At 39.3% G+C, this 18384-nt stretch carries 16 protein-coding genes; 7 read left to right on the forward strand and 9 right to left on the reverse strand.

Translation table 11 applies throughout. From position 1 onward, the window contains the following. Positions 1 to 60: 60 nt before the first annotated feature. From H5S41_RS03615 to H5S41_RS03625, 3 genes are all read left to right on the forward strand, one after another. The gene (locus tag H5S41_RS03615; protein ID WP_182602371.1) at positions 61 to 1230 is read left to right on the forward strand and encodes an MFS transporter; all 1170 of its coding nucleotides are present in this window, start codon (positions 61 to 63) and stop codon (positions 1228 to 1230) included. Positions 1231 to 1407: 177 nt separating this feature from the next. Then, complete coding sequence (locus H5S41_RS03620; protein ID WP_182602372.1) at positions 1408 to 2289, forward strand: XRE family transcriptional regulator; 882 nt, start codon at positions 1408 to 1410, stop codon at positions 2287 to 2289. A 10-nt stretch (positions 2290 to 2299) separates the two neighbouring features. Next, positions 2300 to 3010 carry a lantibiotic ABC transporter permease gene (locus tag H5S41_RS03625; protein WP_182602373.1) on the forward strand — a complete coding sequence of 237 codons (711 nt, stop codon included), beginning with the start codon at positions 2300 to 2302 and terminating at the stop codon, positions 3008 to 3010. Positions 3011 to 3230: 220 nt separating this feature from the next. Here H5S41_RS03625 and H5S41_RS03630 read toward each other — a convergent pair whose 3' ends face one another. The 3 genes from H5S41_RS03630 to lplA all read right to left on the reverse strand — a co-directional run bounded on the left by H5S41_RS03630 (position 3231) and on the right by lplA (position 5251). Continuing rightward, positions 3231 to 3689: a hypothetical protein gene (locus H5S41_RS03630; RefSeq protein ID WP_182602374.1), complete on the reverse strand. Its 459-nt coding sequence runs from the start codon at positions 3687 to 3689 to the stop codon at positions 3231 to 3233. Next, on the reverse strand, positions 3686 to 4093 hold the full coding sequence (locus H5S41_RS03635) for a hypothetical protein (protein WP_182602375.1): 408 nt from the start codon (positions 4091 to 4093) through the stop codon (positions 3686 to 3688). Before H5S41_RS03635 ends, H5S41_RS03630 begins: the two co-directional genes overlap by 4 nt. 144 nt (positions 4094 to 4237) lie before the next feature. After that, positions 4238 to 5251 carry a lipoate--protein ligase gene (lplA, locus tag H5S41_RS03640; RefSeq protein ID WP_182602376.1) on the reverse strand — a complete coding sequence of 338 codons (1014 nt, stop codon included), beginning with the start codon at positions 5249 to 5251 and terminating at the stop codon, positions 4238 to 4240. A gap of 202 nt (positions 5252 to 5453) precedes the next feature. On the opposite strand from lplA, the gene H5S41_RS03645 reads away from it, so the two are divergent. Then, a complete protein-coding gene (locus H5S41_RS03645) occupies positions 5454 to 5924 on the forward strand; it encodes a universal stress protein (RefSeq protein WP_182602377.1) in 471 nt (156 codons plus the stop codon). 9 nt (positions 5925 to 5933) lie between these two features. Beyond that, a complete protein-coding gene (locus H5S41_RS03650; RefSeq protein WP_182602378.1) occupies positions 5934 to 7862 on the forward strand; it encodes an elongation factor G in 1929 nt (642 codons plus the stop codon). 58 nt (positions 7863 to 7920) lie between these two features. Here H5S41_RS03650 and H5S41_RS03655 read toward each other — a convergent pair whose 3' ends face one another. The 6 genes from H5S41_RS03655 to H5S41_RS03680 all read right to left on the reverse strand — a co-directional run bounded on the left by H5S41_RS03655 (position 7921) and on the right by H5S41_RS03680 (position 16126). Then, the gene (locus tag H5S41_RS03655; RefSeq protein WP_182602379.1) at positions 7921 to 8823 is read right to left on the reverse strand and encodes an ROK family protein; all 903 of its coding nucleotides are present in this window, start codon (positions 8821 to 8823) and stop codon (positions 7921 to 7923) included. A 27-nt stretch (positions 8824 to 8850) separates the two neighbouring features. Continuing rightward, a complete protein-coding gene (gene brnQ / locus H5S41_RS03660) occupies positions 8851 to 10203 on the reverse strand; it encodes a branched-chain amino acid transport system II carrier protein (protein WP_182602380.1) in 1353 nt (450 codons plus the stop codon). A 155-nt stretch (positions 10204 to 10358) separates the two neighbouring features. Continuing rightward, the gene (locus tag H5S41_RS03665) at positions 10359 to 11105 is read right to left on the reverse strand and encodes an alpha/beta hydrolase (RefSeq protein ID WP_182602381.1); all 747 of its coding nucleotides are present in this window, start codon (positions 11103 to 11105) and stop codon (positions 10359 to 10361) included. A gap of 33 nt (positions 11106 to 11138) precedes the next feature. Next, positions 11139 to 12500, reverse strand: coding sequence for an APC family permease (locus H5S41_RS03670; RefSeq protein ID WP_182598176.1), 1362 nt, complete (start codon positions 12498 to 12500; stop codon positions 11139 to 11141). A gap of 163 nt (positions 12501 to 12663) precedes the next feature. Continuing rightward, positions 12664 to 15075, reverse strand: a complete 2412-nt coding sequence (locus H5S41_RS03675; protein WP_182598083.1) for a phosphoketolase family protein — start codon at positions 15073 to 15075, stop codon at positions 12664 to 12666. Positions 15076 to 15394: 319 nt separating this feature from the next. Beyond that, positions 15395 to 16126: a GntR family transcriptional regulator gene (locus H5S41_RS03680; RefSeq protein ID WP_182602382.1), complete on the reverse strand. Its 732-nt coding sequence runs from the start codon at positions 16124 to 16126 to the stop codon at positions 15395 to 15397. 128 nt (positions 16127 to 16254) lie between these two features. On the opposite strand from H5S41_RS03680, the gene ybaK reads away from it, so the two are divergent. Further along, positions 16255 to 16761, forward strand: coding sequence for a Cys-tRNA(Pro) deacylase (ybaK, locus tag H5S41_RS03685; protein WP_182602383.1), 507 nt, complete (start codon positions 16255 to 16257; stop codon positions 16759 to 16761). A 78-nt stretch (positions 16762 to 16839) separates the two neighbouring features. Further along, entirely contained in the window at positions 16840 to 18276 is a 1437-nt protein-coding gene (locus H5S41_RS03690) for a C69 family dipeptidase (RefSeq protein WP_182602384.1), read from the forward strand. Positions 18277 to 18384: the final 108 nt, after the last annotated feature.

Below are 18384 nucleotides of genomic sequence, written 5' to 3' on the forward strand. Positions count from 1 at the left end.
AAGCAGAGAAATTTGCTACAGTATGGTGAGTTTGAGATTTATTAGGGAGGGTTACGTTTTATGAAATATCGCTTACAAGCTATTATTTTTGTATTTGTTGCATTTATGCTTGGATGTAATGAATACATGATTGTTGGTGTCTTGCCTGACATTGCCCATGAATACCATGATTCTCTTGGTAGGTTAGGGTTGCTTGTCACCGTATTTGCCTTAGTCTATGCCATTTTCACCCCGATTATTACTTCAATGGCGAATCGTTGGCGACGACACCACGTTTTGTTAGTCCTCATGGTTATCTTTTTTATTGGTAACACGTGGACAGCAATGGCCCCCAATTTCATTTCCATGCTGCTTTCACGAATTCTAACTGCTAGTGTTGCCGGGGCGATCATTTCAATGGTTCTCGTAATGGCTAGTTATGTTGCCCCACGTGATAAAAGAGCAAGTTTAGTCTCCTGGGTTTTCGCCGGTTTTAGCATTGCCTCGGTTATTGGGATTCCTATCGGGACTGTTATCAGCACCACCCTTACTTGGCACGATAGTTTTTGGATGATTTCAGGGATCACGATTATTGTCTTTATTGCTTTAATCTGGTTAGTTCCCCGTGATACGCCGCAATTTAAGAGTACGCTTAGCAAACAATTCGTCCTCTTTAAGGATTCGCGGATTATTCTTGGTGTCTGCTTTATTGTCGCTGTTTGCGCAGCCGATTATACTGTCTATACTTATATTCGGCCATTGATCACTAACGAGATGGGATTCGATAATACTTGGTTAAACTGGCTCTTATTTGGAATGGGTATTTTCTTCATCATTGGCAATAAATTTGGTGGCTACCTTGCTGATCGCGGAGGTATTCACCGTCTTAGCGGGATATATGCAGCCATGACTATTTTATTCCTTATCTTTGGCCCTGCCCTGCCATTCAAGTGGGGTGCGATCATCATTGTCGCCATTCTTTGTGTTGCTTTTTCCTGTTATGGTTCTTCTACCCAGTTAATGTTTCTTAACATTGCTGAAAAACAATACCCGCAATCACTTGACCTTGCTTCCTCGCTAAACTCAATTTTTGCTAACATTGGTATTTCCCTAGGTTCATTTACGGCTTCTCAGGCTGTTACATTTACGGCTATGAGTAATTTAGGGTACGTTGGTGCTCTTTACGGGCTTCTTGCCACAGCTCTTGTCGTGATCCTTAGTCGCCGCTATACAGGGATGCGTAATTATTAAAATCATAAAACCAGTCCAAAACGTTATTATTTCGCTTTGGACTTTTTTATTTCCCAGGAAATATTCCTGCAACTAATAGTAGCAAGTTATGCATCCGCTATTTGCTAGGCATTCTATTGACCTTTTTAGAATCAGCAATTAAATTCTAAATATAGATTTTTACAAAGGAGTTTCACGATGCAAGATATATTTCCTCAGCAATTACTCAAGCTACGTACTGAAAAACAATTATCACAAACAGAACTAGCTAGACGGCTCTATGTATCCCGGCAAGCAGTTTCTAAATGGGAAAACGGTGATGCCGATCCTAGTATCGATAAGCTTATTTTATTAGCCAAAATTTTCAAAGTATCTTTAGATCACCTAATTTTAGGAATTCCAGATCACAATAACCTCATTTTACAACTCAATCACATTGCGATGACCTTTAATACTCCTGTCCTTAAAGACATCAATCTTAGCATTTTTAATAATGAACGAATCGCACTGCTCGGAAGCAATGGTGCCGGTAAAACAACTTTAGTCAAAATTATTGAAGGTGCACTTACGCCAACTAATGGCACTGTTGAGTGGCAAATTAACAAGAAGGATTTCCTCAACATTATGCCGCAAAACGATTTATTGATTCCTGCATTAAAGGTTAAAGAACAGATTACTTTAGCCGCCCAGATTAGTAAGGTAAATAATTCAGAAAGAATTAACCGCCTCCTTGAACAGTTCAATTTAAAATCCCAGCAGAATACCCTTGTTGCTAAACTCTCAGGCGGGCAAAAGCGGCGTCTTTCTCTTATTGTTAGTACCCTCCGTCAATCAAAACTATTAATTTTAGATGAACCGACTGTCGGGATGGACTTAGAATCAATTGATTACTTTTGGCAGTTTATTGATCAAGTTACGGGAAGCATTATGGTTATCACCCACGATTTCAACCAAATTGATAAATTCTTTTCCCGAGTATTATTACTTAAAGATGGACAAATAAGTTACGATGTATCTGTCAAAGAGATTCATCAGCATAATCAAAGCATTGAACAATGGTATCGGCAAGTTAACCAATAGGAGCCTTCATATGAGTATTACAACAATTCAATTAAAACAAGTTTTACGTAACCGTCGTTTTATACTATTTACTATTTTACTACCAGGGATTTGGTACCTCTTTATGATTAAAGTCATTGCTCCAGCGGTCCCACATAATGGGAAATATCAGATCGGTTTATTATTGCTCGCTCTCCTAATGGGGATTATTGGAAATTCTATCGTTACCTTTAGCAAACGAATTAGCGGTGGCAAACAATTCTATCTTTTACAATCCCATATTAGCCACTATTCAATTTGGCGATACATGCTCACTCAGCTAGTCAGCCAACTAATTGTTAATTTCCTAATTACCGCAATTATTATTTCGCTCGCAGTCGGTCTCCGCTCTGTTACGTTTACAAGTATTAATCTGCTCAGTATTCTTCTTATTAATATTCTTGGAATTTATTTAAGCATAATTGGCTTCACTATTGGGATAGTCTTTGACGCACCTACTGTTGATGCAGGCGGGACACCGATCATGTTTATTCTTATGTTTTTCATAATACCGTGGAACTCTTTTTATATAACCAACGGCTTTGCAAAATTTTTCACCGTAATTCAAAAGCTTTTTCCCTGCTACTATATCTATGCAAATATCAATCACTTTACAGTTAATAATTTAATTATGTTCAGTGTAACCTTTATTATTACTATTCTCCCATTCATCATCTTAATTTATTACAAATTAAAAAAATAAAAGAGCGTCATGACTTAAATGCCATAACGCTCTTTTGGTGTATTGATACTATCTCAGGCTAATTACGATGTCCACTTCGTAAAATAACCAGACGCCTCACAATCCGGTGAGTTAATGCGTCCCACTGTCAAAATGTCAATGGTAGCTCTTAGGGTCGCTACCAGACCTCTCGACTCATCGCAAACTATAATCTAACATACTACACCGAATGATGCAAGTTTTACGCTCTTGCTTCCATTACATCTGCTAGGTGTTCGGCTACCCATTCCTGAGCCTTTGTAACTAAATCAGCTACTTTGCCGCCCTGATCAGTTTCGTTTGCTAATTCATCAATCCGTAATCCTGACTTATTAACATCTTCGCTTTCCATTACTAAGTAGAGATTAACCGGATATTCAATTTCTTTATCTAGCAGCTTAACGTCTAAGCGCTCTGCCTCGTCCATTGGTACATTAATGAGGTTTGTTTCTAAGCGAAAACTTACTGGCTCACCCTTTTTCATTTTAATCGTCATTTGATATTGACCGAGGTGTCCAGTATCAAGCTGCTCAATCATAAATTTTACGGCAGTTGTTAATACTGTCTTTTGCTGTGATTGGGCAGCTGTTTTTTCAACATGTTCTGTCACAACCTGATCGCTCGTCAATTGTGACAAATAATCAGTTACTGACATCTTCATTTTTTCATTTGCTCCTTCATCTTTTCAAATTTGGCTTTTGTGTAGTCTGTCCGCTGTTTTGCACCATAATAAATGCCTGCAGCCCCCACTAAGATTCCCACAATACTAAGCGCTTGAATAAATAAGCCATAAGCGCTCTCACGCGGACTTACCATTTGAAAAGCCGCTAAACTGGCAATTGCAAAATAAAGATTTACTAAAATTGTCGCATATCCGCAAAATCGCATTTTTAGAAACGACAATCCATTAACCACAACCGCCAAAATAATAAAGAGCAGCAAACGTGGCCATACAGATGACGAGGTCAACGAATGACCATGTTGAACAAACATAAAAGCATCTAAAACTAATGCAATTACTGCTGCTACTGATGTTACAATAACAACTTTTTCATTATTTTTCACTATCTTTGCCAACTTTCTTTTTAAGATTAGAAATTTTGCCTTTCCAACCTCTTTTTCCGAACATCTTGCATCTTTTACCCACGAAAAAAAGGAATGCAATTTAATTACACTCCTCATTTTACTAAATTCAGTTAAAAAGCTCAATTATGCAAGCAAATCTGCTACTTCAGCAGTTGGAATTCCCGTGATATATTGTTGGGTTCCTTCTTCTTCAAGTACCTTTGCAATTGCATCATGATCATACTTAACCCCTTGAAGCTTTTCTGCTAGCTTATTAATATCTTGTGGGCCGAAAAAGTCTCCATAAAATTTAACATTCTTAATTACACCATTTTCAACATCGAATCTAGCGTCAATCGTTCCCATGTCAAAGTGTTTACGTCGCTTAATGGTGAATTCTGGTGACTTTCCATAGACCCAATCCCAATTATTGTAGTATTGCTCATAAATCTTATCGATCTCTTTTTGATCTTCTGGAGTAACTGTATACTGCTTATCCTTTATTTCATCGAGATTATCAACATGAAAAAGGCCTTTTAACAATTCATCCCTAAATGTCGGAACATCAATATTTTGGTATTTTTCATCTAAATATGGTCGTAAATTGGTAACCCGCGAACGAACCGACTTTATCCCTTTGGAAGCAATCTTATCTTTTGCAACATGAAGCGCATCAGCAACCACGCTAAGATCCACGTCAAGCATTAAAGTCCCGTGAGAGAACGTCTTGCCATTACGAGAATACATCGCATTGCCAGAAAACTTTTTGCCATCAACCAAAATATCGTTACGGCCACTAACTTCTGCACTCGTGGCTCCCATTTGGTGGAGAACGTCAACAATCGGTTGCGTAAATGATTTGAAATCACCAAATTCTTCACTGTCGCTTGGTACCACAAAACTAAAACAAAGGTTACCCAAATCTTGGTAAACGGCTCCACCACCGGATAACCGGCGAGTTACACGGATATTATGTTCTTTAACATAGTCATGGTTTATCTCTTCAAGGGTGTTTTGGTTTCGGCCGACAATGATACATGGCTCTTCATAATAAAATAGCACTAACGGTTCTTTCCCAAAATCCTTATTGTTCATCAAATACTGTTCAGTAGCTAAGTTCATCCCAATATTATGGGAAGTCATCGAAACGTAACGCATAATAAGCACTCCTCTTGTGAAAACATCAACAATAATAGACTAAAAATATAATTTTGTCATTTAGTCATTCAAGTGTAGTTTACGTCTTTTGGTAAGCGTTTGCAACGTTTTGTTAACAAAGTAAAAAATCCTTTCCTTTTTTCAGCTTTTTATTATAAAAACCCTTTATAATAAAGGTATAAACTTTCGGAGGTGTCTATTTATGACAGACAATTACCAATACAAGCATATTCTTGTCGCTGTTGATGGCTCAAAAGTCACAAGCAACGTTTTAGAAAGCGCCATCGATTCAGCCTTACGTAACCAAGCAAGCCTTGATATTTTACGAATTGTTCAGGTTACTCAATTAACCGATGGATACAGTAACGCTGCCCTTAGTAACGAAGAAACATATAATATCGTTAAAATGACAAAAGAACGCTTGGATGACTTAAAAAAGCAAGCCGTTGATGCTGGTGTTAAAGATGTTAATGTCCACATTCGTTTTGGCAATCCTAAGCGTGTCATTGCCCACGAATTCCCTGCTGACCATAATACCGATTTAATCGTCCTTGGTGCAACTGGTGTTTCTGGGATCGAACGCTTTGTCCTTGGTTCAGTAACACACTATGTCAGTCGAATGGCTAAGTATGACGTCCTCGTCGTGCGCAAAAATGATCACGCTGCTAACTAGGTGACCACTGTGAAGAAAATTGTAACCGGGATTGTCGCTCACGTTGACGCTGGTAAAACCACTCTTACTGAAGCACTTATGTATGAAACCGGAGCAATTAGAAAACTAGGACGAGTAGATAACGGTGATGCTTTCCTCGACCCCGATGCATTAGAGAAGCAACGCGGTATCACCTTGTTCACCCACCAAGCAGAATTAAAGTATCAAAATATTAATTTAACATTGCTAGATACTCCCGGACACGTCGACTTTGCTAGCCAAACGGAACAAGTTTTGCCGGTCCTTGATTACGCCATTCTAGTGGTTTCTGCTAGCGACGGCATTCAAGGATATACACGTACTCTCTGGCAGCTTTTAGAGCGTTACCAGGTGCCTGTCTTTATCTTTATTAATAAAAGCGATACTGTTGGCGCAAACCCAACAAAAGTTATTGCACAGCTACAAGCAGCGTTTTCGTCAGGCTGCCTTGATTTCACTGATAATTTAACTGCCGATGTGGTAGAAAATGTTGCCATGCAAGATGATGCTGTCTTAGAAAATTATCTCAATACCGGGACAGTCGATGAGCTGACAATTTGTCAATTGATTCAGCAACGAAAAGTCTTTCCTTGTTATACAGGTTCAGCACTTAAGTTAGACGGTATTATTAATTTCCTAAACGGTTTTGAAAAATGGACTATTCCACCGACCTTTTCACAAGAGTTTGGAGCGCGAATATTCAAGATATCCCATGATGAAAAAGGTAATCGTCTTAGTTGGGTTCGTGTTCTCGGGGGAAAACTACCTGCCAAAAAAGTTTTGCTTAACGAGGAAAAGGCTAATCAAATCCGCGTATATAACGGTGCCAAATTTATTACCAGTCAGGTCTTAGAAGCGGGAGACGTCGGGGCAATTACCGGGCTTACTTCCACTTATCCGGGGATGGGAGTGGGAAACGTCCCCCAGCTTCCTACTCCTGCAATAAAGCCAGTACTAAGTTATGCGGTTAAGGTTGATAATGCTGACCTCCACGCTTGTCTTAATGCGCTAAAAGAGTTAGAAGATGAAGATCCGCAGCTACAGGTTACCTGGTACTCCCACCTACAGGAGATTCATATCCAAATCATGGGCGAGGTTCAGTTGCAGATTCTTCAGCAAATATTGTTAAATCGCTACCACCTGGCTGTAGAATTCGATGAAGGAAGTGTCCTCTATCAAGAAACAATCACAGCTACGGTTGAAGGAGTGGGACACTTTGAACCATTACGCCACTATGCGGAAGCCCACTTATTTCTTGAACCGGGCAAGCGCGGCTCTGGGATTACAGTTAATAGTGATTGTAGTCTCGATATCCTTGATCGTAATTGGCAGCATCAGATTCTAACTAGTCTTAAAGCAAAGGAACATCGTGGCGTTCTTATCGGCGCGCCACTTACCGATGTAAAAATTACACTTATTGGTGGCCGCGGACACATTAAACACACAGTTGGTGGTGACTTTCGACAAGCGACTTGGCGAGCAGTTCGGCAAGGGCTTATGGAATTAAAGTCACAAAACGCATGTCAATTACTTGAACCATGGTATACATTTCATCTACAAGTTCCAGCAGATCAGGTCGGGCGCGCGATAAATGATATCCAGCAAATGCATGGAACTTTTACGCTTGATGAAGCTGATGATTCTCAGTTGACAACAATTACCGGAAAAGCTCCGGTTGCAGCAATGCGTGACTATCCTAAAAAGGTGCGTGCCTACACTCATGGACAAAGTCAAATTGATTTAATTGTCGATGGGTATCAGCCATGTCATAATTCAGCTGAATTAATTGCAAATAGTAACTATGATCCTGTAGCAGACATAGAAAATACACCGGACTCTGTTTTTTGCGCTCATGGTGCTGGCTTCCCGGTTTCATGGGATAAAGTACCATCAATGGCCCATTTCCCGTATCGTAAATAGATAAATTTAAATGACCTCCAAGGCTAGGCGTACCCTACCATTGGAGGTCATTCATATACTATTCAATTGTTAATAGTAATCCGTATAATGCTCCTAACAAATTAGCTTCATTGCCAAACTTTGCAGCCATAATCTCCGGCATCGTCACATCATCCCGAAGACGGTAATCACTTTGTTGCAGAAGTCTAAACTGTTTTTTTATTTCATCAATTAAAATATGCTGAGCACTGATTCCCCCACCAATAAGCACCCGGTCCAAATCCATAACTGTTTGAAGGTTTAAGATTAGAATAGCAACCCGTCGGCAGAAACTTTCAAATAATGACCAAGCAACCTGATTGTGAGGGTTAATCTTCTTAAATACTCGCCGTCCATCTTCTTTATCAGCTATTCCACAGACATCAGCTATTGTTTCAATCATTTTTACCGCAGAAGTTGTAGCGCCAACAGTCGAATAGTGGGGGTCTGCTACATCATGATTTATAATCATCGCACTAAGCTCTCCAGCTTGAAAATGCGGGCCATACAATAATTGATCATTAATCACGATTCCACCACCAACAGAAGTTCCAAGCGTGATTACAGCACCGTTATGAACCTCGTTAAGGTTACCTAGCCACATTTCGGCTAGAGTTGCACAGTTAGCGTCATTCCCAACATACACAGGGCAATGGGTCCGTGCTTCAATATAGGAAGCAAAATTAAATGTTCCCATGAACCCTAATGCACCAGTGAATTTTACCTTACCAGTAGCTGAATTAACAACTCCAGGAACACTGACACAAATTGCCGTTACCTTATCTAAAACAGGGGTAATTATCTCAAAGATTTTTGTGAAAAATTCCTCTTTTTGGCGAGGAGTTAATGTATGATTCTTCTCAAAGATATTTCCTGAGTGGTCAATTAACGCACTCTTTATCTCCGTTCCTCCAATATCAATACTTAAATATTGTCGTTGCATCTTACTCCCCTCCTCATTACTCCTATATTATACACGACTCCTCTGTTGAGGGTACCAAATACAAACGCTAATAACAATTCCAATAAAAGTAAAAATCAACCAACTAAATCCTAAATGATATAGCGGCAAATATTGTTCTGCAAAATGAATTAGTGACATGCTAAATGACGTGTCCCTTAAAGCAGGCGAAAATGCATTTACCATATCAAAGAAGGCCGGAATCATTGTAATCCCCGTTGTAATCCGATAGATTAAGCTAGCACCTTTAAAAAGCGGTGAAAAAATTCCAAGGAGGATCAGCACAATTGCTAATGGATAAAGAAACATCAAAATCGGCTTTGACCATGAAACAATTCGATCCAGGCCCATGTTAGCTACTAAAAATGACAACAAGCAGTTACCACGTAAGAAAGCTTTATATGAAATCTGAGGAAAACGGTAATGAAAATCTTGCGCAAAGGCAACTACTAACCCCATTGCCGTTGTCATACAAGTAATCGTTGCAAGAGTAAGCAGTAAAATATTTCCAAAATCTCCCATATAATAATGGGCAATCTGGTTAAGGGTTGTTCCCCCGTTTTCAGCAATCGCAAATTGATGGCGGCTAGTAGTCCCTAAGTATATTAATCCAATATACAAGACCCCTATTCCAAGAATTCCAATCAGGCCCCCTTTAGTTGTCGCTAAGGAAACAGATTGTTGACTCTTAAAACCTAATTGCCGCACCGCCGTAATGATCGTAACCCCAAAGACTAAAGCAGCTAACGCATCAACCGTGTTATAACCTTGAACAAAACCATTGCTAAACGCGTGGTTAACATAGCCTGCTGTTGGTTGAGCCGTAGCTGTGCTTCCCATAGGATGGAGAAATGCTAATAAGAAAATCAAAAATAGCATTATCAAGAAAAGCGGGTTCAAAATTTTCCCAATTATTTCAGTGATTTTTCCTTCACGAATTGCAAAAAAATACACAATTAAGAAAAACGCACCGGTATATGCAAGCAGCCCCCAGCCTTGCATTCCCTTGCTTAAATATGGCGCAATCCCGATAGTATAAGGCACCGTTGCCGTTCGTGGCGTTGCACATAGCGGTCCAATGATTATCTGAACCAAAATAAGAAAGATTAATGCAAATTTCTTCCCGTTTGGCAGAGCTAATTCATACAATCCATTTGCATGCGTAATACTAATGGCAAGTAATGCGAATAGCGGTAAAAATACCCCTGAAAGTAGGAATCCCCCTGTCGCTGAGATCCATTGACTACCTGCTAGTTGTCCTAAATGTACTGGAAAAATTAAATTTCCGGCCCCAAATAACATTCCAAAAATCAGCGACCCAATTACCAAGTAGGTTTTACACGCTGCTTTGATTGAGTTCATCGTTAATCACTCATTCCTTTACTTCTTTTTTTGATACAATCTGACGCTAAATTATACCATGAAATAGCCAGGCGACAGAAGCCTCTGAAAAACGAAAAAGCCCTTACCGTCAGAACTCTTTAACGATAAAGACTTTTTACCTTCTATTAGTTATTCTAATGTTTTAAGAAGTTAGCGACCAACTCAAGAATCTCCTGTCGTTTAGCGCCATTAAACATATGACCCTCATCAGGAATTAAATGCAGTTCGCTATTAGGCATGATTACATTATATTTTTGCGAAGCTTCTGGTGAAACAACATTATCGGCTTCTCCATGGATTAATAGCGTCGGTCCACCATAATGTTGAGCCGTTTCATAAATTGGCATTAGCTGGGCAGTCCGAAAATAACCTCCACCAACTGAATAGCCGCTAACATTAACCGTATTGGGAATGTGGTTAGGATCATAATGGCTGCCTTGACAAACACCCTTTAACGCATCATCTTTCAAGGTAGCTGCTGGTGCTAATAACACGAGCTTCGTAATAATATCACGATAATAGCCAGCCAGCATAGAAGCGACAACTCCACCTTGCGAATGACCGATTAGGTAAATTTTCTTCGCCTGCATCGTTGTATGAGCATAGTCAATAATCTTCATCCCATCAAGGATTTCGCTAAACACTGTCATATCCGCAAAATCGCCGTCACTATTACCAGCACCGTCAAAATCAAAGCGTAATGTCGGTATTCCCTGTTGGTTCAAGTAGTGAGAAAGCGCATAGAGGATTGCAGAATCATCATATCCTAAATTACCTTTAAATCCATGCATCAAGATTGCCACAGTATCATTTTTGATTGCCGTTGTTCCTTCAAGAAGTCCATATAACTTCAAGCCATCTCTTTGTATCGTTAATTCCATTAAATCACCTCTTATCCATCATGTTTTTAAATTTTAACGTTTTATTCTTAGTTTAGCTAATTTTTCTTGGTGGCGTGCTTCATGTTCTTCATCACGTTTAATAAAGAAATAAGATACTGCTGCTACTACCGCAACAACAACACCAACCGTTATTGTTTTAATTGTAAAATTAGTTACCATGTAGCAGGAAATTAACAAGGCCAGCACTGGAATAATATATTTTCCAGGTAACTTAAATCCATGATTAGGAAACTCATTAGTATGCTTAAATTTAATCACTGCTAGAATTGATGGTACATACTGAACGAATGATGCCAACACAATACAAGAAACAAGGAATAAGTAAGATTGAGTAACCAATATAAGGGATACAACGGCTGTAAGAATAATCGCAACCCACGGGGCATCGTGCTTATTTCGCTTACCTATCCACTTTGGCAACATAGCGTGCTCACTCGCTAACGATGCAATTAATGAAGGGGTATTAAAGGATGCCGTAAAAGCAACACCAAATATACTAATTAACATTCCAGCAATTACCAAGATGTAGCCCCATCGACCGACACCAGTTTCAAAGGCATTGGCAATCGGTGTACTGTACTTAGCCATGCTAGTTCCTAAAATCCCAATGGCAACTACCATCATCAGCGAATACATAATCGTTACGCTTACCATTACCGCAATTAATACCCGTGGAATATTCTTTTCCGGATTTGTCATTTGCTTAGCCGCAATTGGAATAAAAGAAAAACCAGTAAACATATAGAAAACAACACTAAATGCTGCTCCAAAATGTTTTGCAAATGGCATTGCTCCAGTCATTGCAGCGTGAGGGATAACCGGCGAGAAATTAGCAAAGTGAATGCAAAATGCACCAACAATAATAAATATAATAATCGTAATCATCTTAGCGGCCGAAGAAAGGTTATCAACCATTTTTACTAATGTTCGACCAAAGAAATTAATTAGTGAGAATAATAATATCAATCCGAATACAGAAACATAGTATACTAAGTGATTATCGAAAATCGGTAAAAAGCTCCGCAATGTTGTTAGCAATGCAACAACTTCTGCCGACAGCGTACAACAGCCAAGAAACCACGTAAAGATCCCTAATTCATATCCTGTAAAGCGACCAAATGCATTATATGAATAAAGCCATGCTGCTCCTGAACCAGTAAACCTGCTAGAAAGATCAGCATAGCATAAAGCGACCATACTAACAGTAATTGCCGCGCAAAGCAAAACCAGGACACTGGCTAAATTCATATCTTTATAAATAGCTTGTGGTAACAGGAAAGCTCCAGAACCAATAACACTGTTAATACCTAAAAAGTAAATTGAAATAAAGGATAATTTCTTAGAACTTACATTTTTACTACTAATGATCTCCACCTTCATTCTCTTATAGAACAAACCAATACTCTACATTTAAATTCTATTCTTATTTAATAGCGTTTACAAATAAAACAATAAAAAAGAAGAGGCAGGAGAAAGCTTCTGCTTTTTCCTACCTCTTGTATTTATTAAGTGTTTAATTAGCAATCAGTATTATTGATTACTTAAGACCCTTCCAAGTCCAGTTAGTAACTTCTGGTAAGTCCTTACCTTCTGAACGGATGTAGTGGTTGTGCTTGTTAATCATGTTGTCCATCTTGGCAACAAATGCAGCACTCTTTTGTTCGTAACCAGGAACACTTTGGATAGCGTCCTTAGCTAAGTGGAACCGGTCAAGTTCGTTCAATACACGCATGTCGAATGGAGTGGTGATATCACCATTTTCTTCGTATGAGTGAATGTGAACGTTACGGTTTGCACGATCGAAGAACAATGCTTGGATCATGTCACGGAATCCGTGCCATGCAAAGATAACTGGCTTGTCAGTAGTGAAGTAACGGTTGAATTCTGCGTCAGACAAACCTTCTGGGTTCTTGTCTTGCTTCATCAACTTCATGATTTCAATGATGTTGATGTAACGAATCTTCAATTCAGGGAAGTTGTCATGAAGAATGTCAATAGCTGCAAGAGCTTCTTCAGTAGGTTCAGTACCAGCTGAAGCAAATACAACATCTGGTTCGCTACCTTGGTCAGTAGATGCCCAGTTGATGTAGCCAAGACCATTGTCAACTAATTCAGTAGCTTCATCAATGGAGAACCATTGTGCACGTGGGTGCTTTGAAGTTACAAAGAGGTTGATACATTCTTGGTTACGGAATGCCTTGTTTGATACAGCCATAAGTGAGTTAGTATCAGCAGGTAAGTATTCCTTAACAAGGTCTGGACGTTCCTTTTCAAATAAGTGAGTCAATAGACCTGGATCTTGGTGAGTGTAACCGTTGTGGTCTTGTTGGAATACAGTTGAAGTATCAACAAAGTTCAATGCTGGGTATTGACGACGCCAGTAAAGATCCTTAGCCTTACGTAACCACTTCATGTGTTGAGTAAGCATTGAATCAACAACACGACCGAATGCTTCATAAGTTGCGAAGAATCCGTGACGACCAGTTAATGTGTAACCTTCAAGGAATCCTTCAGCTTGGTGTTCTGATAATTGAGAATCAATCATCCGACCTTGTGGAGCAACGTTTTCGTCGTTTGGTTCGTGAATGCCTTCCATCCATTGACGCTTTTGGTTGTCAAGGAATGCGTAAAGACGGTTTGACTTAGATTCGTCAGGACCGAATCCACGGAAGTTAGTTGGGTTCAATTCAGCCATCTTGCTGAGGTACTTACCCCATTCAAGCATATCTTGCTTTACAACAGAACCTGGAGTTTGAACGTCAACAGCAAAGTCACGGTAGTTTGGTAATACAAGTGGCTTAGGATCGATACCACCATTAGTGATAGGGTTCATAGCCATACGACGGTTACCTTCTGGTGTGTTCTCTTCAACAAGAGCAACTGGGTGACCGTTTTCGTCGAACAATTCTTCTGGCTTGTATGACTTCATCCAGTCAATAAGCATGTCCTTGTGTTCCATGTCATCTTGTGATACCGGAATAGGAATTTGGTGAGCACGGAATGAGTTTTCGATTGGGTTACCATCAAGATCCTTAGTAGGACCAGTCCAACCCTTAGGTGCACGGAAGATGATTAATGGCCATTGTGGTAATGAATCATCGTTGTTTTCACGAGCGTTCTTTTGGATAGCCTTGATTTCTTCAATAGCCTTATCCATAGTCTTAGCCATTTGTTCGTGAACTTCCATGTGTGGCTTGTAACCATCGAATTCGCCATCACGGTCAGCTTCTTTGTAAGCTGACACGAAGTATGGCTTCCAGCCCATACCTTCGAAGTACTTAGTAAGTTCTTCGTCACTCATCCGTGAAAGAATAGTAGGGTTAGAAATCTTGAATCCGTTAACTTGGATGATTGGTAATACCGCACCATCCTTGATTGGGTTGATGAACTTATCTGAGAACCATGATGCCATTAATGGACCAGTTTCAGCTTCACCATCACCAATTTCAACAGCGGCGATAACATCAGGGTTATCTAAGATAGCACCTACACCGTGTGAAAGTGAGTAACCAAGTTCCCCACCTTCGTGGATTGAACCTGGAGTTTCAGGTGCGGCGTGAGATGCAGTACCGCCTGGGAATGAGAAGTGCTTGAATAACTTAGCCATTCCCTTAGTGTCTTGTGTGTATTCAGGATAAATTTCAGTGTATGAACCATCCAAGTATGAGTTGTTAACCATAACTTGGCCACCGTGACCTGAACCTTCAATGTAGAACATATCAAGGTCATACTTCTTAATTACACGGTTTAAGTGTGCGTAAATGAAGTTTTGAGGAACAATAGTACCCCAGTGACCAATTGGCTTTGGCTTAACGTCTTCAGCCTTTAATGGTTGGCGTAATAATGGATCACCCATTAAGAACAATGTACCAACTGAAAGGTAGTTAGCTGCACGCCAGTAAGCATCAACACTTTCCAAATACTTCTTGGAATCGTAATCTACTGCCATTCTAATAAACACTCCTTCTATATAAATCAATACGTCCTGTGCTCTATAACAACATAACGTAAATCATTAAATTTACAATGTTAATGATAAACTGTTTTTTCAAAAAGTCAACCTTTTTACAAATTGATACGGTCCAATTATAAAAAATTAATCTTTTTAAGGTGTTCTTTAACATTTTTCTATTTATCTTAATCCGCAGAAATGCTAATTTACCTTTGTTTAACCCTGTTCAATACCAACAGTGTACAATTAAAATTTCTTTTAGAAAAAAATAAATTTTACATCTATTTTAATACTTTAAATACTGCTATCATATTCACTAGTTTTCTTGGTCTAAGCTAACAAAAGTACTATATTTCATGTATTTATAGTGAATTCGCATATTAGAAACTTCAAATGGCGTCCCATCATCCAAAAAGAAAATCCCTTCAATAGTTCCAACCGGCTCAGTTGCATTTAACTTCAATAGTTCTTGGTCTTCAGTTGTTGACGGTGAAACACCAATCGTCATAAATGACTTTGTAACTCGTTTTCCCATCATGTCTTCTAAATAATTAAAAATCGACCCATTAACAACTTCTGGGGAAAGGGTGGGCGTAATTCTAATTGGAATAAAACCTGTTTCAATCATAAATGGCTGATCATCAATTAACCGCAGCCGCTTAATCTGGTAAACAAAGTCGTTATCATTAAGAAATAGTTCTTCTTGTACGTCCTTACTTGCAGGAACAACTTGATAGTCAAGTAATTTTATTCCTTGCTTCTTGCCATCTACTTGGAAACTGTCCGTTACACCCAAATTACTACCTTCATAGTGGAATAACGATTGGTTTTTTAGGTATAGCGGATTAATGAATGTACCGGATCCACGTTTCTTAAAAATAATTCCCTGCTGAGCGAGCACTCCCAATGCCCGTTTTATAGAACTGCGACTTACCTGATAGATTTCACTTAGGCTTCGTTCATCAGGTAAACGCATCCCTTGATATTTATTGTCTAGTATTTTTTGTTTTATATCACGCATCACTGAGCGATATACTAAGTCTGCCATCTAATTAACTCCTCGGATTTAATTAATTCGCAATTTAAGCTACACTTTTAGTATAGCAGACCTATTTTAAATTGGGATCCTTTTGTAAAATATTGGTGCGTCCCAGATAAACTTAGGAGGAAATTTTTATGAGTAAAAAGAATAAAAAAAGCAAAATGAAAAAAACACAGGTAGAACAAATCCTCGATAAAAACAATATTGCTTACGAGCAAGCTGAATTTCCTACTCACCAAGACGGCGACGTACGTTCAATGAGCGTTGACCATACTGGTGTTGATGAACATATTATTTACAAGACCTTAGTATTAACCGGTAACGTAACCGGACCGCTAGTTGGCGTTATTCCAGTCGATACCCACTTAGATGAGAAAAAGCTTGCTAAAGTTTCGGGCAATAAAAAGGTTAATATGGTACCGCTAAAAAATCTTCTCAAAACTACCGGATATGTGCATGGTGCTAACACCCCTGTAGGAATTTACGAGAAGTTTGAATACCCCATCTTTATTGATAACGAGGCCAGAGAACAAGGCGATATTTTCGTTTCATCAGGCAAAGTGGGGCGTTCTGTTAAATTAAACGCCGAAGATCTTGCTAACCTAGTTCATGCTACTTTCGCTGATTTAGAACAAAAGTAGTTTCTTGACGATTGACCCGGTTAATGTTGAAGATTAAACTGATTATTGTAGTTTGTTTGATAGAAAGGTCCTGAAAAGATGAAAAAGAATTTATCTGCTTGTACCACTGTTCTTGCGGGTCGTAACGCAACAATCGATGGTTCAACAATGGCAGCGCGGAATGATGATACATTCGGTCCGCTTACGCCCCAACGTTTTGTTACTTATCCCGCATATCATAATCACCCTAATCAAGTAAAGGCATACTTAAATAAATGTGTAATTGACCGCCCCGCTGACGGTTATCGTTACCAAGGTACTCCTAACGTTGATTATCGAACTGAAGGGGTATTCGACGAGAGCGGCTTTAACGAAAAAAATGTTGGAATGAGTGCAACCGAAAGTGTTTATGCAAATGAACGCGTCCTTGCCTGTGATCCGCTTAATACCGAAACGGGGATCAACGAAGATCTTGTAGTTGCTGCTACCCTTCCCTTTATCGATAGCGCTCGTGATGGCGTTGCATACCTTGGTAAACTAGTCGCCAAATACGGTTCTGCTGAAGGAAATGGGATTATATTCAGCGATAAAAAAGATGTATGGTATATGGAAATAGTTACTGGTCACCACTGGGTTGCACAACGGATCCCCGATGACTCTTATGCTGTAACCGGAAATCGAGTAGCAATCCAGCAGGTTGATTTTAATGACCCTGATAACTTTATGTGGTCTGACGGCATCCAAGAATTCGTTGAGAAAAACCACCTCAATCCTGATAAATATGGCTGGGACTTCCGCCATATCTTTGGAACTGCTGACATATTCGACCAGCATTACAACACGCCACGTCAATGGTATGGTCATAAGGTATTAAACCCCAGCGTAGAATTCGACCCCTTGGACTTTGATATTCCATTTATCATGCAAACCAATCACCGGATCACTCTTGAAGACGTGCAAAAAATCCTCAGCAGTCACTACCAAGGAACCCCTTACGATCCCCTCGGTCATGAAGGAACTGAACAGCAAAAACAGCTTTTTCGGCCAATTTCTCTAAATCGAACACAGAATTCCCATATTCTGCAGGTTCGGAATGATTTGCCAGAAGCTGCTTCGACCATTATGTGGATGAGCTTTGGTGTACCGACATTTACTCCTTATATTCCATTCTTCGGAAACGCCGAAGATATTGACGTTAGCTATCGTGAAACACCAGAAAAACTCAACATGGACCTTAAGAGTGCTTACTGGATGTACCGTACCCTTTCAATGCTTGTTGAATCACACCACGCTGAGTTCTCTAAGGAAGACTTAGATTACCTTAAAGATTCACGCAAATACTTGTACCGCTGGGTTAATGAAATTGCTCCACAAGTTAAAGGGATGGAACCTAGTGAAGTTAGCGACTTTTTGAGTTCCAAGACTCATGAGATGGTTGCTGAAATGGCTAAGCGAACTAAGAACCTAATGGCTGAATTAGTTATGCACGGGTTAGAGCTTTCTAAACTCACCTTCAAAATCGACAAGAACCTATAACTAAATTTTTATAATCTGATTAAACCGCAATGATAGTCTAATTCATTGCGGTTTTTAAAAATCACTATATGTTGTATATCTCATTAAATTAGATTACCATATATTGTG

The sequence above is a fragment of the Limosilactobacillus albertensis genome (genome assembly GCF_014145555.1).
GTDB lineage: Bacteria > Bacillota > Bacilli > Lactobacillales > Lactobacillaceae > Limosilactobacillus > Limosilactobacillus albertensis.